We start from the raw sequence: 23,151 nt of genomic DNA, 5'->3' as shown, positions 1-23,151 counted from the left end.
GTTCCACATGGACACAACAGGTTCCTTGCCTCGGATTCGAGAACGTGTTTCACTCGGAGCCGTGACGGTTTCGGATGCCCCTCTGTCGGCGCCGCTCAACGTCGGCTTCGACTACACCCGTTCGACCGGCCCGGTGCTCGGCCGCTTCGTGAACGCGCTGCGCGAACGCCGGATCGAAGGCGTGCGCGGCAGCGACGGGCGCGTGCACGTGCCCCCGGTCGAGTACGACCCGGCCACCGCGGACCCGCTGACCGAGTTCGTCCCGGTCGCCGCGGAAGGCGTTGTCGTTTCCTGGTCCTGGTGCGCGGATCCGCTCGACGGCCAGCCGCTGTCGCGTCCGTTCGCCTGGGTGCTGGTGAAACTCGACGGCGCGGACACGAGCCTGCTGCACGCGCTCGACGCCGGCTCCCCGGACAACGTCCACATCGGACAGCGCGTGCGTGTGCGATGGGCGGACGAAACAGTCGGCCACATCCGCGACATCGCGTACTTCCTGCCCGCGGACGCGCCAGACACCACGCCCACCGAGGCTCCCCGCCGGTGGCGAAACGCGAGGACGGCGCGCCGGTCAGCGTGATCATCACCCCGGTGCACCTGAAGTACCAGCATTCCGCGTCGCCGGAGGAAAGCCGGTACCTGCGCGGGCTCGCCGAAGGACGGATGCTCGGCCAGCGCTGCCCGGAGTGCGGCAAGGTCTACATCCCGCCGCGCGGCGCGTGCCCGGTGGACGGCGTGCCGACCACCGACGAGGTGGAACTGCCCGACACCGGCATCGTCACGACGTTCTGCATCGTCAACGTGCCGTTCCTCGGCCAGCGCATCAAACCGCCGTACGTCGCGGCGTACATCCTGCTCGACGGGGCCGACATCGCCTTCCTGCACCTGGTGCTCGGCTGCGCCGCCGAGGAGGTCCGGATGGGCATGCGGGTGCGCGCCAACTGGCGGCCGCGCGAGGAATGGTGGACGTCGCTGGAGAACATCAGCCACTTCGAACCCACCGGCGAGCCGGACGCCGCGTACGAGACCTTCGCCCACCACCTGTGAGGAACCATGCCTGAAGTAGCCGTAGCCGGTTTCGCGCAGGCGCCCAACGTTCGCGAGACCGAGGGCACCACCAACGGCGTGGAAATGCTCGTGCCGATCCTCGCCGAGGCGTTCGCCGCGACCGGACTGTCCAAACAAGACATCGGATTCTGGTGCTCCGGTTCGTCGGACTACCTTGCCGGGCGCGCGTTTTCGTTCATCGCCGCGGTAGACGCACTGGGCGCGTTCCCGCCGATCAACGAGTCCCATGTGGAAATGGACGCCGCCTGGGCGCTGTACGAGGCATGGCTGAAGATCCGCACCGGCGAGGTCGACACCGCGCTCGTGTACGGATTCGGCAAGGCCAGCGCCGGACAGCTGCGCCGGGTCATGGCGATGCAGCTGGACCCGTACCTCGTCGCTCCACTGTGGCCGGACTCCCTGGCGATCGCCGGACTCCAGGCCCGGCTGGGTCTCGAAGGCGGGCTGTGGTCCGAAAAGGACCTTGCCGAAGTCGCCGCCCGATCACGCGCCGACGCGGCGAACAATCCGGCCGCCCAGCTGTCCGGAAACGTGGACGTCGCCGAACTTCTCGACGCCCCGTACGTCGCCGATCCTCTTCGCGCCCATGACATCGCGCCGGTGACCGACGGTGCGTCGGTGATCATCCTGGCCTCGGAAGAACGAGCCCGCGACCTCGTGGAGCGGCCCGCGATCATCTCCGGGCTGGAACACCGCATCGACTCCCCCGTCCTCGGCGCGCGCGACCTCACGCGCTCGCCGTCGACGGCCATCGCCGCGGCCCGGCTGGATCTCGACGGCGTCGAACTGGCCGAACTGCACGCGCCGTTCACGCATCAGGAACTCATCCTGCGCCGCGAACTCGGTCTCGACGACGGCGTGCGGATCAACCCGTCCGGCGGGGCGCTCACCGGGAATCCGATGTTCTCCGCCGGTCTCGCGCGGATCGGCGAAGCCGCCGCGCGCATCCATCGCGGCGAGGCGGCCAAGACGCTCGCCCACGCGACCAGCGGACCTGCCCTGCAGCAGAACCTCCTCGCCGTGCTGGAGGCACGATGACGAAACAGCTCGCCGCGGTGCTCGGTACCGGGCAGACGCACCACCGCGCGAAGCGCACCGACGTGTCGATGGCCGGCCTGCTCCGCGAAGCGATCGACCGCGCGATGACGGACGCCCAGGTCGGCTGGGACGACATCGAGGCTGTCGTGATCGGCAAGGCGCCGGACCTGTTCGAGGGCGTCATGATGCCCGAACTGTTCCTCGCGGACGCGTTGGGCGCGAACGGGAAACCGTTGATTCGCGTGCACACCGCGGGTTCGGTCGGCGGATCGACCGCGCTGGTCGCCGCTTCGCTCGTCCAGTCCGGGGTGCACCGGCGCGTGCTGACCGTGGCGTTCGAGAAGCAGTCCGAGTCGAACGCGATGTGGGGCCTGTCGATCCTGCCGCCGTTCCAGATGCCGGTCGGAGCCGGGGCCGGCGGGTACTTCGCGCCGCACGTGCGGTCCTACATCCGCCGTTCGGGCGCGCCCGAGCACATCGGCGCGATCGTGGCGGCGAAGGATCGGCGCAATGGCGCGCTGAACCCGTTCGCGCACCTGCAGCAGGCCGACATCACGGTCGAGTCGGTGCAGGCGTCGCAGATGCTGTGGGACCCGATCCGGTACGACGAAACGTGTCCTTCGTCCGACGGCGCCTGCGCGATGGTGCTCGGCGACGAAGCCGCCGGGGACGCCGTGCCGGGCGGCGCGGCCTGGATCCACGCGACGGCGATGCGGACCGAGCCCACGACGTTCGCCGGCCGCGACCAGGTCAGCCCGCAAGCCGGTCGCGACGCCGCGGCCGCGTTGTGGCGCGACGCGGGTATCACCGATCCGCTGTCCGAAGTGGACGTCGCGGAGATCTACGTGCCGTTCTCCTGGTTCGAGCCGATGTGGCTGGAGAACCTCGGCTTCGCCGCCGAAGGCCAGGGCTGGAAGATCACCGAAGCTGGCGACACCGCGATCGGCGGACGGCTGCCGGTGAACGCTTCAGGCGGTGTGCTGTCCTCGAATCCCATTGGCGCGTCCGGGATGCTGCGGTTCTCCGAAGCGGCGAAGCAGGTGATGGGCCGTGCCGGTGATTACCAAGTGGACGGTGCTCGTGTCGCGTTAGGACACGCGTACGGCGGCGGCTCGCAGTACTTCAGCATGTGGGTCGTCGGCTCGGAAAAGCCTTAGTCCTTCCGCCGCCCCCGCAAGGCGAAAAACGTCCCCAATGCCCCGACCATCGCGCCCAGCAGAGCCGCCTTCCCGTTGTTCTGCTTGGGCGCGATGATCGGCCTCAGCGGCGTCGCCGCCGGGGGCTGGATCGGTTTGCGCGGCGCGTCGCGGGCGGTGGCGGTCCAGGCAGTGATGTACACGAGCATCCGCGCGATCAGCGAGATGAAGAACAGCAGACCGATCACCGAACCGAACGCCACGCCGGACGGCGACTTGCTGATCAGGTTCAGGTAGAAGCCGCCGGCCAGTTTGAGCAGTTCGAACCCCACCGCCGCGGCGACCGCGCCGCGCATCGCGCTGCGCCAGCCGACGCGTTCGCGCGGCAGCCGGGTGAGCACCCACAGGAACACCATCCAGTCGGCGAGCAACGCCAGCGGCACCGAGACGAACGACAGCAGGTTGTGCCCCCAGCTCGTGTCCTCGACGCCGACCAGCCCGAGCAGCGATCGGCCGACCGCGGTGCCGGACACCGAGATCCCGAACGACACCAGCAGCGCCGCGGCGAGGCCGAGCAGCGCCAGCACGTCCATGAGGATCGTGCGCAGCAGCGGCCCGTCGGACCGGTTCTGGCCGTACATCGCGGTGAGCGCGTCCCGCAGCGCGTTCATCCAGTTCCAGCCGGAGTACAGGCCGACGACCAGACCGGCGACGCCGACTCCGGTGCGCTGTTCGACGAACCCGGTCAGGATCGACGAAACCTGCGCGCCGATCGGGCCGGGCAGCGAACCGGAGATCCCCCGCACCAGCGCGTCGAGCAGATGCGGCTGCGTCGCGAGCACGAATCCGGCCGCCGACGACGACAGCATCAGGATCGGCACCAGCGACAGCAGGCTGAAGTAGGTGATCGACGCGACGTAGTGGTAGCCGCCGTAGTCGATGTACCGGTTGGTGGCGCGAGCGATGTGGTCCAGCCATCGGTACCGGGCACGCGCACGGGCCCATCTGCTCGGCCCAGGGGGCTTGCGGGAACGCTTCACGCTCACTGTCTACCCAGCGGACGCGCCGTTTGTCGCAAAAGACACGCAATCAGGCCAGTACGACCGGGGCGTGCCCGTCGTCACGCGGGAGCGGCGCGTCGGTGGTGGCGAAGATCGTCGCGCCGAGGAAGTCGAGTTCGCAGCCCAGCGTCGCGAGGAACGGGGTGTCGGCGGCGTCGCGTCCGGTCGCGATGCGGAGCATGGTTTGGCGCGGGGCCAGGCGGGTGGCGTCGAAGACGTACCAGCGGCCGTCGATGCCTGCTTCGAAGACGGCGTGAAAGTCCATCGGCTGCAAGCCCGGCGCGTACACCGACGTGTAGCGCGCGGGGACGTCGACGAGCCGGCACAGCGCGACGCATACGTGCGCGAAGTCTCGACAGACGCCTTCGCCCGCGAGCATCGTGTCGATGGCGTCGTGCGTAGGGCCGCCGGAACCGACGACGTACGCGAGCCTGCGGTGGACGTGGTCGACGATCGCCTGCACTCGCGCCCGCGCGCCGGTCAGGTCCCCGATGCCTGGCGGCAAGAGACCGCCCATCCGATCTGACGGGCAGTACCGGCTGGGGCGCGTGTACCGCGCGATGTCGGCGAGCGTCACGGGTTCGGCGACACCGCGGTGCAGCACGCGTTCTCCGTGATAGGTGACGCGATGCTCGCCCTCGGCGAGGTCGTAGATCTCCGCGCGAGTGCCGTGTTCAAACTCGGCGGTACGCGGGGAACCGGCGTCGGACACTGTGAGTTCGCCGGCGTCCGCGCGCACGGCGGCGACCGAAATGGCGGCGAGACCGGGTTTGGTCACCCGGACGCCGAATTCCGCGTCTACCGTCGTGCGCACGGGGCCATCATGCCGGTGCGCCGCGCGGGTTGCCGATCAGGTTGCTTCCCCGGGCGTTTCGCGTGCTCAGGCTCGCTCAGGCGTAGCGGACCTGATAGTGCTTGATCCCGTTGAGCCAGCTCGAACGCAGCCGCTCGGGGGCGGCGGCCTCGGCGATGTTCGGCATCACGTCGGCGATCGCGTTGAAGATCAGGTCGATCTCCAGCCGGGCCAGGTTCGCGCCGATGCAGTAGTGCGAGCCGGTGCCGCCGAAGCCGACGTGCTGGTTGTCCTCGCGCATGATGTCGAACTTGCCGGGATCGTCGAAGACCTCGGGGTCGAAGTTGGCCGAGCTGTAGAACATCCCGACGCGGTCGCCCTTGCGGATCTGCGCGCCGCCCAGTTCGGTGTCGCGGGTGGCGGTGCGCTGGAACGCGACGACCGGGGTCGCCCAGCGGACGATCTCGTCCGGCGCGGTCTTCGGGCGCTTCTCCTTGAAGAGGTCCCACTGCTCCGGGTGGTCGAGGAACGCCTTCATGCCGTGCGTGATGGCGTTGCGGGTGGTCTCGTTGCCCGCGACGGCCAGCAGGATCACGAAGAACCCGAACTCGTCCGAGCCGAGCGATTCGCCGTCGACATCGGCCTGGACGAGCTTCGTGACGATGTCGTCCATCGGGCAGCGGCGGCGGTCCTCGGCCATGTTCCAGGCGTAGCCGACGAGTTCGGCCGACGCGGCGATCGGCTCGAGGTCGTACTCCGGGTCGTCGTAGGCGACCATCTGGTTCGACCAGTCGAAGAGCTTGAGCCGGTCCTCCTGCGGCACGCCGATCAGCTCGGCGATCGCCTGCAGCGGCAGCTCGCACGCGACGTCGGTGACGAAGTCGCCGGAGCCCTTCTTCTTCGCCTCGGACACGATCCGCTCGGCGCGGTCGCGCAGGGTGTCCTCGAGCTTCGCGATCGAGCGCGGGGTGAACCCCTTCGACACGATGCGGCGGAGCTTGGTGTGCTGCGGCGCGTCCATGTTCAGCAGGACGAGCCGGTTGGCGTCGAGTCCTTCGGCGGTCATCTGGTCGTCGAACCGGATGATCGCGGTCTTCTCCCTCGACGAGTAAAGCTCGCTGTCGCGCGAAACCGCCTTGACGTCGGCGTGTCGCGTGACGACCCAGTAGCCGTCGTCGCCGAATCCGGCGGTGTTGTGCGGCTGCGGGTTCCACCAGACAGGCGCCGTGCGGCGGAGTTCGGCGAACTCCTCCAAGGGCAGCCTGCTGGCGTAGAGATCCGGATCGGTGAAGTCGAAACCGGCGGGCAAAAGCGGGGCTGCCACGGCTTGGCCTCCTGCACGGGATCGGCGGTGATACCCAACTGCAACGCGTTCTATGAACCCAGTAGAGCATACGGCGTTTACCAACGGAACCCGCTTGAGTGAAACCTGTTTACTTTACCGTTCCAGATGCGGTTGGCGCAGGTGAGCGCTTGCTCAGGAACACGTGATCCACTTCCGCCCTGTCGTGCGCTCGCTTGTCATTAATAGGAACGTGTTCTAGTTTTGCGGACAGGAAGCTTCGAAAGGGGACACTCGTGGGCGAACCGGTGATCGTGGCCGCGGCACGCACGCCGATCGGCAAGCGCGGCGGCTGGCTGTCCGGCCTGCACGCGGCCGAACTGCTGGGCGCGGCGGTGCGCGGCGTCGTCGACCGGGCAGGCATCGATCCGGCCTCGGTGGAGCAGGTGATCGGCGGCGCGGTCACGCAGGCGGGCGAGCAGAGCGGCAACCTGACCCGCACCGCGTGGCTGCACGCGGGCCTGCCGGAATCGACCGGCGCCACGACGATCGACGCGCAATGCGGTTCGGCGCAGCAAGCCGCACACCTGGTCGCCGGCCTGATCGCGGCGGACGCTATCAGCGTGGGCGTGGCGTGCGGGGCCGAGGCGATGAGCCGCGTCCCGCTGGGCGCGAACCGAGGCGAGGGCGTCGGCTCCCCGAAACCGGACGCGTGGTCGATCGACATGCCGGACCAATTCGGCGCGGCGGAACGGATCGCGGTCCGCCGGGGCATCACGCGCGAGGACGTCGACGCCTTCGGAATGCGGTCGCAGGCCAACGCCGCCGCGGCCTGGGCGGCCGGGCATTTCTCCCGGGAGATCGTGCCGGTGACGACGGAAGCCGGGGTGGTGGACCGGGATCAGGGCCTGCGAGAGACCACAATGGACGGTCTGGCCCGGCTGAAGCCGGTGATGCCGGACGGAATCCACACGGCAGGCTCGTCCTCCCAGATCTCCGACGGCGCCGCCGCAGTGCTGATCATGGACGCCTCACTGGCCCGGTCCTTGGGCTTGCGCCCGCGCGCCCGCATCCGACGGCAGGCACTGGTCGGAGCGGAGCCGTACTACCACCTGGACGGCCCAGTCCAGGCCACCGCGCGGGTCTTGGAAGCGGCCGGGATGAAGATCGGCGACGTGGACCTGTTCGAGGTGAACGAGGCGTTCGCATCGGTCGTCCTTTCGTGGCAACGCATGCACAAGCCGGACGAGTCGCGAGTGAACGTGAACGGCGGCGCGATCGCGCTGGGACACCCCGTAGGCAGCACCGGTGCCCGGTTGCTGACGACCGCACTGCACGAGCTGGAACGCCGCGACGCGACCACGGCACTGGTGTCGATGTGCGCCGGCGGAGCGATGGCCACCGCGACGATCCTGGAACGGATCTGACGTGTCCGGGTCTCGCTAGCGGTCGTTTCCTTGCCGCACAGGAATTCCGCTGTGGCAAGGAACTCCCGCGAGCGACCCCGATGCGGCGGTTATACCGGGCCAGCGCGGGACAGTCCGCCTGGTCCGGGCCCGGCGCGATCACCCGGAAGCTCTCCAGCCGCCCGCTTCCGTTCGGCCGGGCCGCTGCGCGGGCTGGCCACGCGCGCCGGATCAGAACACCGAAGGCACCATCAGGGCAGGCCACTGGTCCAGAACCCGGCTCAGCACCGCCTCGGCCGGAACCCGTCGAGACCGGCCACGGATTCACAACCCGGCCCAGCACCATCCCGGCCGGAACTGTCAAGGCACGTCGCGCGTCCAGAAGCAGAACGGATGCCCCACCGGATCCAGCAGCACCCGGACGTCCCGCTGTGGCTGGAACCCCGCCACCCGGGCCCCGGCAGCGACCGCCTTCGCGACCGCGGCCTCCAGTGCCGCCCGTCCCTCGACCTCGAAGTCCAGGTGGAGCTGCATCTGCTGCTCCCCAGACCCCGCAGGCCACACCGGCGGCACGTACCGCGGCTCCAGCTGGAACGACAGCCCAGCCCCGCCGTCGGCCGGACGCAGCGTGACCCATTCCGGTTCGTCAGCACCGATCGGCCACCCGAGCAGCTCCCGGTAAAACCCGGCCAGCACTCGCGGCTCCGGCGCGTCGAGCACCGTGGACGTGAGTTTCATCAGCCCAGGCTAGAACTTGGAGCGGCTCGCCTCACCTCGCCAGCTCAACCCATCCGCACACCACCTCATCCACTCCCCGCCGACCAGCCTCGTCAATCCGCCAGCTTCCGCCGCTGCGGTCAGGCTTGTCTGCTCAACCCGTCCGAAACCACCTCATCCCAGCTCTGTCCGCACCGCGGGGCCGTTGTCCGGCCGGGCGAACCGCACCCAGCTGCCTGGGTGCCACGATTCGATCCACAGCGTGTTGTCCTCCACCCACGTCAGCACTGCCTCCCGCAGATCCAGCCGGAACAGGTGGCTCTCCTGTCCCTCCTGGATCCGCGAGACCTCCGCCGGGTCGGTGATTTCCACTGCCCGGCCGGCGATCTTCGCGTCGCCGCCTTCCTCGATGCCTGGGTAGGCGTGCAGGGCGAAGCGATCGTCGCGCTGAAGGTCGCGGGCCTTCATCGCGTCGAGCATCGATCCGATGTACGCCTCCCCGTCGCGGAAGTCGATTTCCGAACCGCTCACTCGCGGCGATCCGTCGCGCCGGAGCGTGGCCAGCACGTGCGACTCCGCGGCGGCGAAGCGGGCCCGTACGCGCGAGGCCAGGGACGGAGCGGCGGCGGTGAACTCATCCCAACTCGTCATTCCCGGAGTCTCGCACCCGCCACCGACAAAAACCGGTGTCCCGGAATCCATCGGGTGACCGGGGTTGTGCTTGACTTCTGGGCATGATCGCGGAAGATGCGGAGACTGCCGAGCATCGCTGTCCGGTCGAAGGCGGCGAACTGGCCGTCCGCACGACCGGCGAGGGACCGCTGCTGCTGCTCGTCCCCGGCGGGACCGGTGCGGCAGACTCGTTCCGCGCGCTGGTCAAGCTTTTGCGCACGGACTTCACCGTGATCACCTACGACCGCCGCGGGCATTTCTCCAGCACGGACACCACCACCGGCCCAGTCTCGGTGCAGGTGCAGGCGGACGACGCACTGGCCGTCCTCGACCACGTCGGCGGCGACGGGCCGGTTTCGATGTTCGGCACGAGCGCCGGCGCGCTGATCGGACTGGACCTCGTCGCCCGGCACCCGGACCGGGTCGTCACGTTCGTCGCGCACGAACCTCCTGCGATCCAGCTGATGCCGGACGCAGCCGGAATCCTCGAGGCCGCCGCGGGACAGGTCCGGTTGGCCCGTTCGGGTGACCTGATGGGCGCGGTGACACGCTTCGCGGACGGCATCGCAGGCGCAGCCCTGCCCGACCTGCCACACCTGCGCCTGCCGCACGAAAGCGACTGGCTCCGCCTGTTCGACCGCGAACTGACCGAGTTCTTCGACTACCTGCCAGACCTGCGCGCCCTGCGCCGCACGAACACCGAAATCGTGCCGACCGCCGGGGAGGCGAGCCGTGGCTGGTACCACTACCAGCCAGCCAAAATCCTCGCGCTGGAACTGGGACTGCCGTTCGTAGAAACACCGGGCGCACACCTGGCCCCGCAACGCAATCCGGCCAAATTCGCGGCCGCCCTCCGCGACCTCCTCACCGGCGACTAGCCCCCTCGCAGCACCGCCCAACCGCCCCCGGATTGAGGCCGGTCTGCCCAGATCGAAGGGCTCGGCCAGGTTTGGCGCAGCTTTCGGAAGGGAGCGGGCGGGTTGTCCTGAGGGCCATGGGGCTGTCGCAACACCCAGGTGCGAGAGCAGCGCAGCGAGGGTTTCGACTGGAGCGCGCCAGCCAGCCAGCGCACCCAACCATCGAGGCACCCAGCCCCACCCCCGCACCCCGATACGAAGCCTCCCTGCGGGCTGGGGGTGCTTGTCAAGGCATCTTTCCCGCCTTGACAAGCACCCCCAGACCGTCAGCACACTCGGGCTTCGGGGTGCCCCACGCAGCACCGAGGCGCAATGTCGCCGCCAGGCGACGAGCCCCCATCACCCCAACCGCCGCCGAGGAAACTCCCGCACCAGCCCAGGCAGAACCCCCACCACCAAAACCCACAAAAACCGCCCCGGAGTCAACACCCCGCCCACAACCCCCATCCCCACCGGAACCCCAACCCCAAAAACCACCCCAACGAAATCCCACCGCTTCCACCCCCCAGAAGCAACCCGCGCAACAACCCCCACCACCGTAAAGACCGCCAAACACCCACACACCAACCACCGCGTCCCCGCATCGACATGCCCATGCGAAACCGCCTCGACAACATCCCCGAACCCAGCCGCCAAAGCCGCCAGCAACCCAGCCACCAAACAATGCACCGGCAGCAAAACCCGAGGCCCCCAAGCAGCCTGCGACAAATAAGGAATCCCCCCAAACCCCTGAAACAACGCCGCACCCCACAACGCCGCAAGCAACGCCAAAACCCCAAGCACAGTCCAGAACAACGCCCCCTGCCACTCGGAAACCTCCGTCATCGCCTCAGTAACCGTAAGAACCCCCTCCCCCAGCACAATGATCGTAAAAAGCCCCAACCTCTCCCCAAAATGCGCGATATCCAAATGCGCAAACGCCAACCCCGGCATCGGCCGCTTAGACTGGGCAGCCCGTTCAGCCACCCTCGCCGCAGCCTGCTCCCCGGACATAGTCAACCCGGCAACCAGGTCAATCGCCAACCCCAGCGCCCACAGCGCGTACTTCCAAGGCGCGTCGACCCAAAACGAAACAAACCACGGCACCACACCCATCCCAGCGTGCACAACCGGCCATTCGACAATGACCTTCGTGGCTCCTTTACTCTCCCAGACCCGACTCGCCAGCCCGCGCACCGCGACATAAGCGATGGCGAAAGCCTGCGCGTACTCGCCAATGTTGTGCACCGAGCCAGCCATGAAAACCAGCCCGGCCATCGCGAGCAGCACCGGCATCGTGCGCGCCTCGGCACCGGTGACATTGCCGTACACGGTGAAGCACATCCACGCGGTCCAAAACGCGAGGAAGCACACGACGTACAGGCCGGCGTCGCCCCAGGAGGTGGTTCCGCGCACTAGGTGCGAGAGCTGGGCGACGCCGGCGACTGCAACCAGGTCGAAAAAGAGTTCGAGCCAGGACGCGTGGCGTTCCTCGGTTTTCATGATCACGGCGGACAGTATGCCGCGATCAGGAAACTGCCGCGCTAAACCGCGCGCGTCCCGTCCTGCCACACTTCCCGAACGTTCCCCGCCAAAGCCGGGAAATCGTACACATCGCCCGAAACGACCACCAGATCCGCGCGATACCCGGGAGCCAAGCGGCCCAGTTCGGCGTCCTTGCCCAGCAGCCGGGCGGCCGACGACGTGGCGGCGACCAGCACGTCCGCGGGGCTCATCCCGGCCGAGTGCATCAGCTCCAGCTCTTCGAGGTTCGTCCCGTGCGGGCCGACGCCGCTGTCGGTGCCCATCGCGATCCGGACCCCGGCCGCGACTGCCCGGCGCACCGAATCGTGGTGCACCTCCGCGACCTCTTTCGCCTTCTGCACCACCGCGTCCGGCAATGCGGCACCGGCGGCGGCCGCCCGGATGACGTTCACCGGCGCCACCAGCGTCGGGACGAGCCAGGTGCCGCGCGCGAGCATCAGCTCGATAGCCTCGTCGTCGAGGTAGATGCCGTGTTCGATCGACCGGATCCCGGCGCGGACGGCGTTCTTGATCCCCTCCGCGCCCTGCGCGTGGGCCATCACCGCACGCCCCTGCATGTTCGCTTCCGCGACGAGAACGTCCAGTTCCTCCAGCGTGAACTGCGAATGCCGGGGATCGTCCCGGGGCGACAGCACGCCCCCGGTGGTGCAGACCTTCAGCACGTCCGCCCCAGCCCGCAGCAGGGTCCGCGCGACGCGGCGCATTTCGTCCGGCCCGTCGGCCAGCGCGCTCGGCCGGCCGGGGTGCGGAAGCGACAGCGGGACGCAGTGCCCGGACGGCATCCAGCCGTCGCCGTGCCCGCCGGTCGGGCTGATCAGGCCGACCGCGATTTCCAAGCGGGGCCCGGGAATCAGCCCGTCCGCGACCGCCTGCTTGATGCCGAGGTCGGCCCCGGCGGCGTCGCGCACGGTGGTGATGCCGAGCTTCAGCGTCGTCCACAGATTCCGCGCCGCCTCGTAGAACTGGTACGAGAACGGCTTCTGCACCCGCTGCAGCAATCCGAGATCGGACACCGTCACGTGCACGTGGCAGTCGAACATCCCGGGCAGCAGCGTCGCGCCGGCGCAGTCCACCACGCGGTCGCCGTCGAGGCCGGTGCCGACGTCGACGATCCGGCCGTCCTCGACCACGACGTCTGCCGGCGCGGGCGCGCTGCCCGTTCCGTCGAACACCGTGCCGCCGGTGAAAAGAGTGCGCGTCATACCGTTTCTCCTGTCTGCACAACGTCTCCGGACCGGGTCACGGCCCGTTCGATGACCGCCGCGACGGCGAGCACGACCACGTTGACCGCGAGGCCGACCAGCCCGACGTTGACCGTTCCGACGAGTTTGGTGTCCACGAAGGTCAGCCAGATGACCACGACCTCGCCCGCCAGCAGCCCGGCGAACACCGGGGCCTTGCCGACCGGGACCTTCTTCAGGAAGCCGAGCAGATTGGCCGGGGCCAGCTGCACCGAACCGGAATAGGTGAGCAGCAGCAGGTTCGCCAGCAGGTCCGGCCGGAAGATCCCGAGCACCAGCGCGAGCGCGCTGGCCAGCACGACCGTCCCGTGGTTGATCCAGAACTGCTTGCGTTCGCTGCGCACCCGGGCGATGTTCCTCGCCACCAGCGAGGAAATGCCGATCAGGATCCCCGCCGCGGGCACCATCGCGGTGGCCGTCGCGGCGACGACCACGAGACCGGTGACCCAGCCCGGCAGCGCGTCCTTGCTCAGCGTCAGCAGCACGCCGTTCGGGTCGCTTCCCTTGGGCACCACCAGGATCGCCGCGAAGCCGATGATCATCGGCAGCAGCAGGCACAGCTCGTAAACCGGCATCCAGGTGTAATTGCGGCGCAGCACCTTCGGATCGCGCGCGGACATCAGCGCGGGCCACGTGTGCGGCAGCGTCATCAGCCCGACGCCGATCGCGCTCACCAGCATGCTCGTGATGAACCACGTGTGGTCGTTGGCCCCGGCGTGCACGAACAGCTTCTCCGGATGCAGCTGGTCGATCTTGTGGAACACCCCGGACACGCCGCCGGCGAAGTGCGCGGGCACCGCGATGATCAGCACCACCAGGACGACGAGCATGATCGCGTCCTTGAAGTACGACGTCGCCGCGACACCGCGCAGCCCCGCCCACAACACGAACGCGACCACGAGCACGCTGCCGGCGATCATGCTGAGCGTGCCGGACGCGCGGTCGCCGGTGACGAGCCGGACGATCAGCCCGAGCCCGGTGATCTGCAACTGCAGGTACGGCAGCACGAACACGACACCGAGGATCGCCGACACGGTACCGAGCGCGCGGCTCGAGTACCGGTCCTCCAGGAAATCGCCCTGGGTCAGGTAACCGCGGTCCTTTCCCATCCGCCAGATCCGCTTGGCCAGGAAAAACAGGACCACGTACGCGATGGGGACATACGGAAGCGCGTACATCGCCGCGACACCGCCGGAGAAAGCCAGACCGGCCATGCCGAGGAAGGTGAAGGTGGTGAAGACCTCGCCGGCCTGCAGAAACCACATGGTGAGCGCGCCGAACTTCCGGCCGCCGACGGTCCATTCCGCGAGATCCGCGGCAGGACGGCGACGGCCGACGAAACCGAGCACGCCGATGAGCACGATGCCGACGAGGGTGAAGGCGAGGATCATCGCTAATCCTCCTGTCCGCTGCGGGCCATGAGCCGTTCGGACAGCAGCAGCGCCGGGGTGAACATGAGGCACCAGAAGGCGCCCCAGACCATCATCTTCGGCAGGCCTAGCCACAGGCCGGCGGAGTTGACGAAGGGGAGGAACGGCATGAGGACTAGGGCGGCTACGGGGACGGCTGGGGGGAGGTAGTAGGAGCGCATGGGGATCAAAGTGCCAGAAGTGAGGGGGGTCGGCAGGGTGTGTTGGTCGGGGGGTGGGGTTGTCGGGGGTGGGTTTGTCGGGAGTGGGTTAGCTGGGGCTGAGTTAGCCGAGGTTGGGTTGTCGGGGCTGGGTTAGCCGAGGTTGGGTTAGCCGAGGTTGGGTTAGCCGAGGTTGGGTTAGCCGAGGTTGGGTTAGCCGAGGTTGGGTTAGCCGGGGGTGGGCTAGCTGGGGGTGGGTTAGCTGGGCTGAGTTTGCCGGAGCTACAGCTAGCCAGAGCTACAGCTAGCCGGGGCTGGGTTTTCGGGGGAGGTGCGGCACGGGACTGTGTTTGATGGCGTCGGCTTCGCCGCCGCGCGCGGGATCGCCTTTAGTCGGCGTCTGACCGAGTGGTGTGCTGGGCCCGGGGGGCCGGGCACACCACTCGGTCAGACGCCGACGCGATCCCGCGGTTGTGGCTGAGTTGGGGTGGCTGGGTTTGGGGGTGGCTGGGTTTGGGGTGGCTGAGGTGGGGAGGGGGGTTACGGCAGCTCGGCGGTGGGGCGGGCAGCTGCACCGGGCGGGCGGGCTGATGGGCCGTCTGGGCTAGGGGGCGGCCGTTCGGTGGGTGTTGTTCCGATGAATTTTTGGTCTCCGGTGCGTCGGCTCGGCGATATTTCCCTGGCCTGAGCTGCATGCATCGGCCGAGTGTGCCCTCGGGGTGGGGGCAACCCCAGCACTGGCGTTCGGGTCTGCCGGTTTTCCGCTGGGGTCGTGCGCCGCAATACTCCCCCGTGACCACCGACAAGCTCGTCCTCCCCTCGCCCCCACGGCCGGGAAGCGACTTCGCCCGGCTCTGCCGCCGGATCACCGACGCCGGTCTGCTCGACCGCCGCCCCGGCTACTACACCGCGCGAATCACGCTCGTGACCGTGCTGTTCGCGGGGGCTGGGTGGCGTTCGCGCTGCTCGGCGACTCGTGGTGGCAGCTCGCCGTGGCCGCGTTCCAGGCGTTCATGTTCGGGCAGATCGCCCTGCTTTCGCACGACCTGGCCCACCGGCAGGTGTTCCGCACCCGCCGGCCCGCCGAGATCGCCGGACGGCTGGCCGGGAATCTCGGCATCGGCATGAGCTACGGGTGGTGGATGGACAAGCACACCCGCCACCACGCCAACCCGAACCACGAGGAACTGGACCCGGACGTCGATCCGGACGTCCTCGTCTGGTCCCAGCGACAGGCCCGCGAGGCGCGCGGCGTGCCCCGGTTCATCGGCCGGCACCAGGCGCTGCTGTTCTTCCCGCTGCTCACCCTCGAAGGCCTCAACCTGCACTGGTCCGGCATCCGCGCCGTCGCCCGCCCCGGACTGCGCCGGCGAGGGCTCGAAGCGGCGTTGCTGTTCACCCACATCGCGGTCTACCTGGCCGCGCTGTTCATCGTCCTCCCGCCGGGCCTCGCGCTGCTGTTCTTCGCGGTCCACCAGGGGCTGTGGGGCGTCTACATGGGTTCGATCTTCGCGCCGAACCACAAGGGCATGCCGACGCTGACCGGCAAGCCGGAACTCGACTTCCTGCGCAAACAGGTGCTCACCTCGCGCAACGTCGCGGGCGGGCCGGTGATCGACGTGCTGCTCGGCGGGCTCAACCACCAGATCGAGCACCACTTGTTCCCCAGCATGCCGTCGGTGCATTTGCGCCGGGCGCAGCCGATGGTGGAGGCGTATTGCGCGGAGATCGGCATCTCGTACCTGCGCACTGGGCTGGTCTCGTCGTACCGGCAGACGCTGCGGCACCTCCACGAAGCTGGGGCTCCTCTCAGGAACGCTTCGTAAACTCGGAGGTATGGACTTCCCAGCATTGACTCCGGTGGCCTTCGGCGCGAAGGCCACCGGAGCCCGTGCCGAACGGATGCGCCAGTCTCCGCAGTACCGCGACGGCGTGTTCCACAACGCGGCCCACACTCGCGCGACGCCCGCCTCCCCTGGCGCGCTCGTGCGCGAGTTCCTGTTCGGCGAGGACCGCGATCGCCGCCGTCCGGGCGGTGCGGTCCCGCTGGTCTCCTCTCCGGCCGCCTCCTCCGCTGACGGTCTTTTCCTTACCTGGTACGGACATGCGTCCACGCTGGTGGAGATCGACGGCGCCCGCGTGCTGTGCGATCCGGTGTGGGGCGACCGGGTTTCGCCCGCCGCCTTCGCTGGGCCGCGGCGGCTGCACGCTCCCCCGGTTTCGCTGCGGGAGCTGGGCCGCCTCGACGCGGTCGTGATCTCCCACGACCACTACGACCACCTCGACCTGCCCACCGTTCAGGCCTTGATCTCGCTGACCGACGCGCCGTTCCTCGTTCCGCTCGGCGTCGGCGCGCACCTCGAACGATGGCACGTCCCGGCCGCGCGGATCATCGAACTCGACTGGCACGAGGACGCGACGGTGGCCGGGATCCGGTTCGTCGCCACGCCCGCACAGCATTTCTCCGGCCGCGGCCTCGCGAACGACAGCACGCTGTGGGCGTCGTGGGTGATCGCCGGGCCGGAGCACCGCGTCTACTACAGCGGCGACACCGGGTACTTCCCCGGTTTCGCCGGGATCGGCGCGAAATACGGCCCGTTCGACGCGACGCTGATCCAGGTCGGCGCGTATGCCCCGAACTGGCCGGACATCCACATGACGCCGGAGGAGGGCGTCGCCGCCCATCTCGACGTGCGCGGCGGGCTGCTGGTCCCGGTGCACTGGGCCACGTTCACCCTGGCCATGCACACCTGGTCGGATCCCGCGGACCGGGTGTGGCGGGAGGCGAAGGCCAACGACCTCCCGCTCGCGATCCCGAAGCCCGGGGAACGGATCGACGCGTCCGCGCCGCCGGCGGTGGACGGATGGTGGCAGACCCTGGACTGACGGACGGGGTCCCCGTCCGTCCGCCTCCGGACCCGGCCGCGCTGATCCGCGCCGTCACGAGCGGACCGGACTGGCGCGCCGACGACCTGCTGCGGGCCTCCGAACGGACCCAGCTGCGCGTGATCCGGGCCGGTGGACCCCCGGATGCCTTGACCGTACTGGGATTGCTCGGCCGCACCGCCCTCGTGCGCCGGTCCGCGCTCGCCTGCCTCCGCTAGACCGCCGCCGTCGAAGGCGCGAAATCGATCCGGTGCCGGTGCAGGTCCCCGAACATCTTCTCCGGGCTCATGACTGTTTTCATCGCCACGGGCATCAGCAGGTCGCGCATGACCCGCGCCACCGGCCCCGCCGCCTTGTCGTTGTTGATTTTCGCCGCCCGCGCGATGATGCGCTCGACCCGCTCCCGCCGGGCCGCCTCGTACTGAGCGAAAGCCGTTGCCACGTCAGGATTGTCCCGGAGCGCACGAGCCAGTTCCAGGGAGCTTTCGATCGCCTGCGAGGCTCCCTGTCCGGAACTCGGCGACGTCGGATGCGCGGCGTCACCGACCAGGACGACCCGGCCGCGGTGCCACGTTCGCACGGTCGGGATGTCCTCCAGGATTCCTGGCTGGGCAACGTCTTCCGGCTTCAGCAGGGCGACGATGTCCCGCGCGGGGACGTCGTCTGCGTGGCGTTCCCGGAGCACCGAGAGCCAGCGTTCCGGAGCGACGGTCTTCGCCTCGGCCGGGTCGGCGGCGGGGACGTTGCTGAACCAGAGAATCTCGTCCGCGTCGATGTAATAGCCGAAGAACGCTCGTTTGCCGAAGGCGAAATGCTGATAGGCGCCGGTGCTCGGCAGGCCGGGATTGCGGATCCAGCCGCCGAGGCCGAGCAGTCCGGTGTAGCGCGGGGCGGGCGCCGCCGGGTCCAAAGTGGACCGGACAGCCGAGCGGATGCCATCCGCGCCAACCACGATGTCGCCAGTGGCCGAAGAACCGTCCGTGAAATGCGCGACCACGTGGTCCGGCTGGTTCTCGATGGACTTCAGCCGTTTGCCGAACTCGACCGTGATGCCCCGGCTCAGCGCTTCGTCCATCAGCGCGCGGTACAGCCGGTCCCGGCGCAGCAGCAGGCTCGGCGGCAGCTCCGGCAGCCCGTCGAATCTGCCGACCACGCGGCCTTTGTGGTTCTGCATCACCATTCCGGGCACTTCGAGCCCGATCGCGGCCACCGCGTCGTCGGCGTCGATCTGCCGCAAGGCGTTGCGGCCGTTGGGAGACAGCGTGAGCGCGCTGCCGACTCCGTCCGCTGCCTTCTGAATAAGCTTCGTACACAACGGCTTCGATTCCCGCGCGCTGCAACGCCATCGCGGTAGTCGCACCGGCGATGCCGCCACCGATCACCAATACATTCATGATCTCCCCTTGAAGTAGGTTTCCCACGCCTGCCGGTAGTCCTCCCCGGCGACCGACTCGGCGAGCCGTTCGACGAAGCCGCGCTCCGCCTCGACCTTCACCAGCCGGTAGTCCTCCTCGACCAGGAACCACCAGGCGAGCCCCTGTTCGCGGCCGCGTTCGAGGGCCGCGCGGATGTCGTCGGCGATCGCGGTGAGCGCGGCCAGCCGCTGCTGCAGCAGCTCGCGGACCTCGTCGGCGGGCAGCACCACGAACAGCGACAGCGCAGCGCCGAACAGCGGATACTCAGTGGCCGGTTCGGCGACGAGTTCGCGCATCCAGTCGAACAGCTCGAGCCGCCCGGTCGGCGTGATGGCGTAGACCGTCCGCTCCGGGCGCGCCGAATCTCGCAAGGTCTCCTGCGCCGCGATGAACCCGGCCTTCTCCAGCTGCCCGACCACCATGTACAGCGAGCTGCGGGTGTACTTGAAATCCCGCTCCTTGCCGTACTCCACGAACCGCCGGGCCATCTCGTACGGATGCATCGGCTCCTCGAGCAAGCCCGCCAGTACGGCCAGCCCGAGCGGATTTCCCACCACGCGTCGCTTCACCACAGCTCCTTAGTCAGGATCGACTATACGCGGAAGAGTAGTCGATGTCGACTATGTGAGCGCGCGGCAGGGTAGGAAGGAGGAATGAAGCTCAAGCTCGATCTTCACGACATCTACAACCGCGGCGGCGAGATCGACCGGGCGTTGCGCGCGGTCATCGACGAGGCGGTCGCGAAGAAGGCGCCGCTCGTGGAGATCATCCCGGGCAAGGGCTCCGGGCAGCTGAAGAAGCACGTGCTGCGGTTCCTGGAGCGCAAGGACGTGAAGGCGCTCTACCACCGCGTCGAGAAGGACAAGGACAACTTCGGGCGGGTGTTCGTGCACTTCCGCTGGAAGTAGCGCGCACACCCGCCCGAAGCGTCAGAGCCAGTCGTCCGGACGGGGCCAGGGCATCAGCGCGGTGAGCGCGTCCGGCACCGGTTCGGTGACCGTGTAGCGGCCGCGGTGGAACAGCAGCGGGCGGGCGTCGGACGTCTCGCCCAGTGCGGTCACCCGGCCCACCACCACGTAGTGGTCGCCGGCCGGGTGAACGGCCTGCACCTCGCAGTCGACCCAGGTCAGGGCTCCGTCCAGCAGCGGCGCGCCGGACGGGGCGGGCCGCCAGGAGACCCCGGAGAACTTGTCGCCGCCGCGGCGGCCGAACTCGGCGCAGACCGCCTGCTGGTCCTCGGCGAGCACGTTCACCGCGAACGTGCCCGCCGCGGCCAGCGCGGGCCAGGTGCGCGAGGTCCGGGCGACGCAGAACAGCACCAGCGGCGGATCCAGCGACAGCGCCGCGAAGGACTGGCAGGCGAACCCCACCGGTCCGGTCGGCGCGACAGCCGAGGAATCCTCGACAAAGCCGGTCACCACCGTCACCCCGGTGCAGAAGTGGCCCAGCACCTCGCGGAACCGGTCCGGCACCGCCTCCGGAACCGCCGCTGTCATTGCGCGCCCACCGAGAAGTCGTGGCCCCACAACGAAACCGCGGTGCTCTCGCGGGCGATCCAGTCCTCGTCCTCGACCTGACGGCCTTCGCAGCCGAACTCGACGTCGAAGCCGCCTGGGGTCTTCATGTAGAACGACAGCATCAGGTCGTTCACGTGCCGGCCCAGCGTCGCCGACATCGGGACGTTCTTGCGCTTCGCGCGGTCGAGGCACAGCCCGACGTCGTCGGTCTCCTCGACCTCCACCATCAGGTGCACGATCCCGCTCGGCGTCGGCATCGGCAGGAACGCCAGGCTGTGGTGGCGCGGGTTGCAGCCGAAGAACCGCAGCCAGGCCGGGTCGCCGTCGGCCGGGCGGCCCACCATCTGCGGCGGGAGGCGCATCGAATCGCGGAGCCGGAAGCCCAGCACGTCCCGGTAGAACCGCAGCGCGGCCTCGTCGTCGTGGGTCGACAAAACCACGTGGCCGAGGCCCTGTTCACCGGTCACGAAGCGGTGCCCGTACGGGCTCACCACCCGCCGGTGCTGCAGCGCGACGCCGTGGAAGACCTCCAGGGTGTTGCCCGACGGATCGGCGAAGCTGATCAGCTCCGCCACGCGGCGGTCGGCCAACTCCTCCGGCGTGCCTTCCTTGTACGGCACCGAAGCCGCGTCGAGCCGGGCGCGGACGTCGTCCAGTTCCGCGGCGTTGGCCGCTTCCCAGCCCGCTACCGACAAGCGGTCCTTCTCCCCCGGCACGATCACCAATCGCGCCGGGAAATCGTCCATGCGCAGGTACAGCGCGTCCGGGTCGGCGCCCGAACCTTCCACCATGCCGAGCACCTTCAGCCCGTAGACGCGCCAGGCGTCCATGTCCGTGGCTTCGATGCGCAGATATCCCAGCGAACGGATAGCCATCACGAACTCCCGAGGAAGTCGAGGGCGAGTCGGTTGAACTCGTCGAACTTCTCCAGCTGCGCCCAGTGGCCGCAGCCGCCGAACACGTGCAGTTGCGCACGCGGAATCGTCTTCAACGCCAGCAAGGCGCCGTCCAGCGGGTTGACCCGGTCCTCCCGGCCCCACACGAGCAGGACCCGTTGCCGCAGGCGGTAAGCCTCGCGCCACAACATGCCTTCCTCGAAGGAATCCGGCAGGCTGAACGATTTGCCCATCGCCCGCATCGCGGCGAGCGATTCCGGCGAACGCGCGATCTCGAAGCGTTCGTCGATCAGCTCGTCGGTCACCAAAGCCTGGTCGTGCACCATGATCCGGAGGAACGCTTCCATCCGCTCCCGCGTCGGATCCCCGGCGAACCGGGACAGCAGCCGCACGCCTTCGGTGGGGTCCGGGGCGAACAGGTTGACGCTCAGCCCGCCCGCGCCCATCAGCACCAGCCGTCCCGCGCGTCCCGGGTGGTTCAGCGCGAGCCGGACCGCCGCTCCCGCTCCAAGCGAGTTGCCGACGATGTGTGCCTTTTCGATGCCCAGCTGGTCCATCAGGCCGACGACCGCGTCCGAGCTGTGCCGGAAGTACTGCGGGTGGTCGGTCGGCTTGTCGGACCGGCCGAACCCCGGCTGGTCGATTGCCAGCGTGCGGTAGGACTTCCCGAACACCGGCAGGTTCCGGCCGAAGTTGCTCCACGCCGACGCACCGGGGCCGCCGCCGTGCAGCAACAGCACCGTCTCGGCGTTTTCCGCGCCGGATTCGTGATAGTGCAGACGAATGCCGCCCGCAGTGTCTGCATAGGAACCTTCGGGAGCCATCAGACCATCGCATTCTCGACGGGCAAACCGAACTCGCCGGTGCCGAACATGACGTACGCGCGCTCGGCGTCGTTCGCCGCGTGCACCCGGCCCGCGTGCGCGTCGCGCCAGAACCGCTGGATCGGCGTGCCCCGCTGCAGCGCGCGGCCGCCGGAGTTCTCGAAAAGCCGGTCGATCGCGGAGATCGCCCGCTCGGTGCCGCGCACCTGGTCCCGGCGCACCCGCAGCCGCGTGCTGAACGGCAGCTTCTCGCCCTTGCAGGCCAGCTGGTACAGCTCGTCGATGTTGTGCGTCAGCTGCAGCCAGGCCGCGTCGATCTCGCTGCCCGCCTCGGCGATCCGCACCTTCGAGAACGGGTCCTCTTTGGACTGTTCGCCCGCGTACGCCGCCCGCACCCGTTTGCCCTGGTGCTCCACGTGTGCGTCGTACGCGCCTTGGGCCATCCCGATGATCGGCGCGGTGATGGTGCTCGGGTGCACGGAGCCGTACGGCAGCCGGTACAGCGGGCCGGGGTTGACTTCCTGGCCCGGGGTCTTGCACTTCGACGTCGCCATGAAGCTCAGCGCGCGGTGCTTCGGCACGAACACGTCCTCGACGACGATGTCGTTGGACCCGGTGCCGCGCAGCCCGACCGTGTCCCAGACGTCCACAATGGAGTAGTCCGAGATCGGCACGAGATACGTGCAGAAGTCCACCGGCTTGCCGTCGGCGAACGCGGGCCCGCCCAGCAGCACCCACGTGCAGTGGTCGCTTCCGGACGAGAAGCTCCATCGCCCGGACAGCCGGTAGCCGCCCTCGACGACGGTCGCCTTGCCCATCGGCGCGTACGACGAAGAAATCCGCACGTCGTGGTCCTCGCCCCACACGTCCGCCTGGGCTTGCGCGTCAAACAACGCGACGTGCCACGGGTGCACGCCGAGAATCGACGCGACCCATCCGGTGGACCCGCAGGCGCTCGCGATGAGCTTGACCGCGGTGTAGAAGGTGACCGGGTCGGCTTCCAAGCCGCCGTACGGTTTCGGTTGCAGCAGGCGGAAAAATCCGGTCTCCTGCAGCGCTTTCACTGATTCGGCGGGGATCCGACGGGCGTCCTCGGTCTCCTGTGCGCGTTCCCGCAGCACGGGAAGAAGGTCGCGCACCCCCGCGATCACGGCAGCCAGCTCGCTCATCGGCCGTCCTCTCTCGCTCGAC

General features: G+C 68.8%; 21 protein-coding genes and 3 pseudogenes. 9 read left to right on the top strand and 15 right to left on the bottom strand.

The annotated features are described in order from the left end of the window. Positions 1 to 61: 61 nt before the first annotated feature. From RPX00_RS26225 to RPX00_RS26215, 3 genes and pseudogenes are all read left to right on the top strand, one after another. Positions 62 to 1,044 (top strand): annotated as a pseudogene (locus tag RPX00_RS26225) (Zn-ribbon domain-containing OB-fold protein). Positions 1,045 to 1,050: 6 nt separating this feature from the next. Continuing rightward, positions 1,051 to 2,103 (top strand): thiolase domain-containing protein, encoded by a 1,053-nt coding sequence (locus RPX00_RS26220; RefSeq protein WP_406629271.1) that lies wholly within the window; start codon positions 1,051 to 1,053, stop codon positions 2,101 to 2,103. After that, positions 2,100 to 3,260 (top strand): thiolase domain-containing protein, encoded by a 1,161-nt coding sequence (locus RPX00_RS26215; protein ID WP_406629269.1) that lies wholly within the window; start codon positions 2,100 to 2,102, stop codon positions 3,258 to 3,260. Before RPX00_RS26220 ends, RPX00_RS26215 begins: the two co-directional genes overlap by 4 nt. Here the strand turns inward: RPX00_RS26215 and RPX00_RS26210 are convergent. The 3 genes from RPX00_RS26210 to RPX00_RS26200 all read right to left on the bottom strand — a co-directional run bounded on the left by RPX00_RS26210 (position 3,257) and on the right by RPX00_RS26200 (position 6,417). Further along, entirely contained in the window at positions 3,257 to 4,285 is a 1,029-nt protein-coding gene (locus RPX00_RS26210) for a YhjD/YihY/BrkB family envelope integrity protein (RefSeq protein ID WP_406629267.1), read from the bottom strand. The two genes, RPX00_RS26215 and RPX00_RS26210, sit on opposite strands and share 4 nt — an antisense overlap. 43 nt (positions 4,286 to 4,328) lie before the next feature. Further along, positions 4,329 to 5,114, bottom strand: coding sequence for a transglutaminase family protein (locus RPX00_RS26205; RefSeq protein WP_406629265.1), 786 nt, complete (start codon positions 5,112 to 5,114; stop codon positions 4,329 to 4,331). 76 nt (positions 5,115 to 5,190) lie between these two features. Continuing rightward, positions 5,191 to 6,417, bottom strand: a complete 1,227-nt coding sequence (locus RPX00_RS26200) for a cytochrome P450 (protein ID WP_406629263.1) — start codon at positions 6,415 to 6,417, stop codon at positions 5,191 to 5,193. Positions 6,418 to 6,671: 254 nt separating this feature from the next. Between RPX00_RS26200 and RPX00_RS26195 the strand changes: the two genes are divergently transcribed. After that, complete coding sequence (locus tag RPX00_RS26195; protein WP_406629261.1) at positions 6,672 to 7,802, top strand: steroid 3-ketoacyl-CoA thiolase; 1,131 nt, start codon at positions 6,672 to 6,674, stop codon at positions 7,800 to 7,802. A 339-nt stretch (positions 7,803 to 8,141) separates the two neighbouring features. On the opposite strand, the gene RPX00_RS26190 is transcribed toward RPX00_RS26195, so the two are convergent. Next, positions 8,142 to 8,519, bottom strand: a complete 378-nt coding sequence (locus RPX00_RS26190) for a VOC family protein (protein WP_406629259.1) — start codon at positions 8,517 to 8,519, stop codon at positions 8,142 to 8,144. A 153-nt stretch (positions 8,520 to 8,672) separates the two neighbouring features. Further along, a complete protein-coding gene (locus RPX00_RS26185) occupies positions 8,673 to 9,149 on the bottom strand; it encodes a pyridoxamine 5'-phosphate oxidase family protein (protein WP_406629257.1) in 477 nt (158 codons plus the stop codon). Positions 9,150 to 9,232: 83 nt separating this feature from the next. On the opposite strand from RPX00_RS26185, the gene RPX00_RS26180 reads away from it, so the two are divergent. Then, entirely contained in the window at positions 9,233 to 10,048 is an 816-nt protein-coding gene (locus RPX00_RS26180) for an alpha/beta fold hydrolase (protein WP_406629255.1), read from the top strand. 378 nt (positions 10,049 to 10,426) lie between these two features. Here RPX00_RS26180 and RPX00_RS26175 read toward each other — a convergent pair whose 3' ends face one another. Genes RPX00_RS26175 through RPX00_RS26160 form a run of 4 tightly spaced genes read right to left on the bottom strand, consistent with a single transcriptional unit; the run spans position 10,427 to position 14,392 of the window. Next, on the bottom strand, positions 10,427 to 11,569 hold the full coding sequence (locus RPX00_RS26175; protein WP_406643092.1) for a low temperature requirement protein A: 1,143 nt from the start codon (positions 11,567 to 11,569) through the stop codon (positions 10,427 to 10,429). A gap of 41 nt (positions 11,570 to 11,610) precedes the next feature. Further along, positions 11,611 to 12,813, bottom strand: coding sequence for an amidohydrolase family protein (locus RPX00_RS26170; RefSeq protein ID WP_406629253.1), 1,203 nt, complete (start codon positions 12,811 to 12,813; stop codon positions 11,611 to 11,613). Then, on the bottom strand, positions 12,810 to 14,243 hold the full coding sequence (locus tag RPX00_RS26165) for a sodium:solute symporter (protein ID WP_406629251.1): 1,434 nt from the start codon (positions 14,241 to 14,243) through the stop codon (positions 12,810 to 12,812). Before RPX00_RS26165 ends, RPX00_RS26170 begins: the two co-directional genes overlap by 4 nt. 2 nt (positions 14,244 to 14,245) lie before the next feature. Beyond that, complete coding sequence (locus RPX00_RS26160) at positions 14,246 to 14,392, bottom strand: hypothetical protein (protein ID WP_406629249.1); 147 nt, start codon at positions 14,390 to 14,392, stop codon at positions 14,246 to 14,248. 822 nt (positions 14,393 to 15,214) lie between these two features. On the opposite strand from RPX00_RS26160, the pseudogene RPX00_RS26155 reads away from it, so the two are divergent. The 3 genes and pseudogenes from RPX00_RS26155 to RPX00_RS26145 all read left to right on the top strand — a co-directional run bounded on the left by RPX00_RS26155 (position 15,215) and on the right by RPX00_RS26145 (position 17,526). Continuing rightward, positions 15,215 to 16,248, top strand: a pseudogene (locus RPX00_RS26155) (fatty acid desaturase family protein). Positions 16,249 to 16,258: 10 nt separating this feature from the next. After that, a complete protein-coding gene (locus RPX00_RS26150) occupies positions 16,259 to 17,308 on the top strand; it encodes an MBL fold metallo-hydrolase (protein ID WP_406629247.1) in 1,050 nt (349 codons plus the stop codon). Continuing rightward, positions 17,287 to 17,526 (top strand): hypothetical protein, encoded by a 240-nt coding sequence (locus tag RPX00_RS26145; protein ID WP_406629245.1) that lies wholly within the window; start codon positions 17,287 to 17,289, stop codon positions 17,524 to 17,526. The genes RPX00_RS26150 and RPX00_RS26145 overlap by 22 nt, the downstream gene beginning before the upstream one ends. Here RPX00_RS26145 and RPX00_RS26140 read toward each other — a convergent pair. Together RPX00_RS26140 and RPX00_RS26135 are read right to left on the bottom strand one after the other, a co-directional pair. Next, positions 17,523 to 18,654: pseudogene (locus RPX00_RS26140) on the bottom strand (FAD-dependent oxidoreductase). The gene RPX00_RS26145 and the pseudogene RPX00_RS26140 sit on opposite strands and share 4 nt — an antisense overlap. A gap of 44 nt (positions 18,655 to 18,698) precedes the next feature. After that, complete coding sequence (locus RPX00_RS26135; protein ID WP_406629243.1) at positions 18,699 to 19,292, bottom strand: PadR family transcriptional regulator; 594 nt, start codon at positions 19,290 to 19,292, stop codon at positions 18,699 to 18,701. Between the two features lie 84 nt (positions 19,293 to 19,376). On the opposite strand from RPX00_RS26135, the gene RPX00_RS26130 reads away from it, so the two are divergent. Then, positions 19,377 to 19,631 carry a Smr/MutS family protein gene (locus tag RPX00_RS26130; protein WP_009075408.1) on the top strand — a complete coding sequence of 85 codons (255 nt, stop codon included), beginning with the start codon at positions 19,377 to 19,379 and terminating at the stop codon, positions 19,629 to 19,631. A gap of 21 nt (positions 19,632 to 19,652) precedes the next feature. On the opposite strand, the gene hsaB is transcribed toward RPX00_RS26130, so the two are convergent. From hsaB to hsaA, 4 genes are read right to left on the bottom strand one after another with little or no spacing between them, the layout of a single operon-like run. Then, a complete protein-coding gene (hsaB, locus tag RPX00_RS26125) occupies positions 19,653 to 20,219 on the bottom strand; it encodes a 3-hydroxy-9,10-secoandrosta-1,3,5(10)-triene-9,17-dione monooxygenase reductase subunit (protein ID WP_406629241.1) in 567 nt (188 codons plus the stop codon). Further along, on the bottom strand, positions 20,216 to 21,115 hold the full coding sequence (hsaC, locus tag RPX00_RS26120) for an iron-dependent extradiol dioxygenase HsaC (protein ID WP_406629240.1): 900 nt from the start codon (positions 21,113 to 21,115) through the stop codon (positions 20,216 to 20,218). The genes hsaB and hsaC overlap by 4 nt, the downstream gene beginning before the upstream one ends. Beyond that, positions 21,115 to 21,960 (bottom strand): 4,5:9,10-diseco-3-hydroxy-5,9,17-trioxoandrosta-1(10),2-diene-4-oate hydrolase, encoded by an 846-nt coding sequence (gene hsaD, locus RPX00_RS26115; RefSeq protein WP_406629238.1) that lies wholly within the window; start codon positions 21,958 to 21,960, stop codon positions 21,115 to 21,117. Before hsaD ends, hsaC begins: the two co-directional genes overlap by 1 nt. Continuing rightward, the gene (hsaA, locus tag RPX00_RS26110) at positions 21,960 to 23,129 is read right to left on the bottom strand and encodes a 3-hydroxy-9,10-secoandrosta-1,3,5(10)-triene-9,17-dione monooxygenase oxygenase subunit (RefSeq protein ID WP_043829213.1); all 1,170 of its coding nucleotides are present in this window, start codon (positions 23,127 to 23,129) and stop codon (positions 21,960 to 21,962) included. The genes hsaD and hsaA overlap by 1 nt, the downstream gene beginning before the upstream one ends. Positions 23,130 to 23,151: the final 22 nt, after the last annotated feature.

Source organism: Amycolatopsis sp. WGS_07 (assembly GCF_045278895.1).
Lineage (GTDB): Bacteria > Actinomycetota > Actinomycetes > Mycobacteriales > Pseudonocardiaceae > Amycolatopsis.
This window is presented reverse-complemented; position numbering and strand designations above follow the sequence as displayed.

Coding starts and splice junctions, on each gene's coding strand:
- RPX00_RS26220 (WP_406629271.1), top strand. CDS start 1,051: ATGCCTGAAGTAGCCGTAGCCGGTTTCGCGCAGGCGCCCAACGTTCGC.
- RPX00_RS26215 (WP_406629269.1), top strand. CDS start 2,100: ATGACGAAACAGCTCGCCGCGGTGCTCGGTACCGGGCAGACGCACCAC.
- RPX00_RS26190 (WP_406629259.1), bottom strand. CDS start 8,519: ATGAAACTCACGTCCACGGTGCTCGACGCGCCGGAGCCGCGAGTGCTG.
- RPX00_RS26185 (WP_406629257.1), bottom strand. CDS start 9,149: ATGACGAGTTGGGATGAGTTCACCGCCGCCGCTCCGTCCCTGGCCTCG.
- RPX00_RS26180 (WP_406629255.1), top strand. CDS start 9,233: ATGATCGCGGAAGATGCGGAGACTGCCGAGCATCGCTGTCCGGTCGAA.
- RPX00_RS26175 (WP_406643092.1), bottom strand. CDS start 11,569: ATGAAAACCGAGGAACGCCACGCGTCCTGGCTCGAACTCTTTTTCGAC.
- RPX00_RS26170 (WP_406629253.1), bottom strand. CDS start 12,813: ATGACGCGCACTCTTTTCACCGGCGGCACGGTGTTCGACGGAACGGGC.
- RPX00_RS26165 (WP_406629251.1), bottom strand. CDS start 14,243: ATGATCCTCGCCTTCACCCTCGTCGGCATCGTGCTCATCGGCGTGCTC.
- RPX00_RS26160 (WP_406629249.1), bottom strand. CDS start 14,392: ATGCCGTTCCTCCCCTTCGTCAACTCCGCCGGCCTGTGGCTAGGCCTG.
- RPX00_RS26150 (WP_406629247.1), top strand. CDS start 16,259: ATGGACTTCCCAGCATTGACTCCGGTGGCCTTCGGCGCGAAGGCCACC.
- RPX00_RS26145 (WP_406629245.1), top strand. CDS start 17,287: ATGGTGGCAGACCCTGGACTGACGGACGGGGTCCCCGTCCGTCCGCCT.
- RPX00_RS26130 (WP_009075408.1), top strand. CDS start 19,377: ATGAAGCTCAAGCTCGATCTTCACGACATCTACAACCGCGGCGGCGAG.
- hsaB (WP_406629241.1), bottom strand. CDS start 20,219: ATGACAGCGGCGGTTCCGGAGGCGGTGCCGGACCGGTTCCGCGAGGTG.
- hsaC (WP_406629240.1), bottom strand. CDS start 21,115: ATGGCTATCCGTTCGCTGGGATATCTGCGCATCGAAGCCACGGACATG.
- hsaD (WP_406629238.1), bottom strand. CDS start 21,960: ATGGCTCCCGAAGGTTCCTATGCAGACACTGCGGGCGGCATTCGTCTG.
- hsaA (WP_043829213.1), bottom strand. CDS start 23,129: ATGAGCGAGCTGGCTGCCGTGATCGCGGGGGTGCGCGACCTTCTTCCC.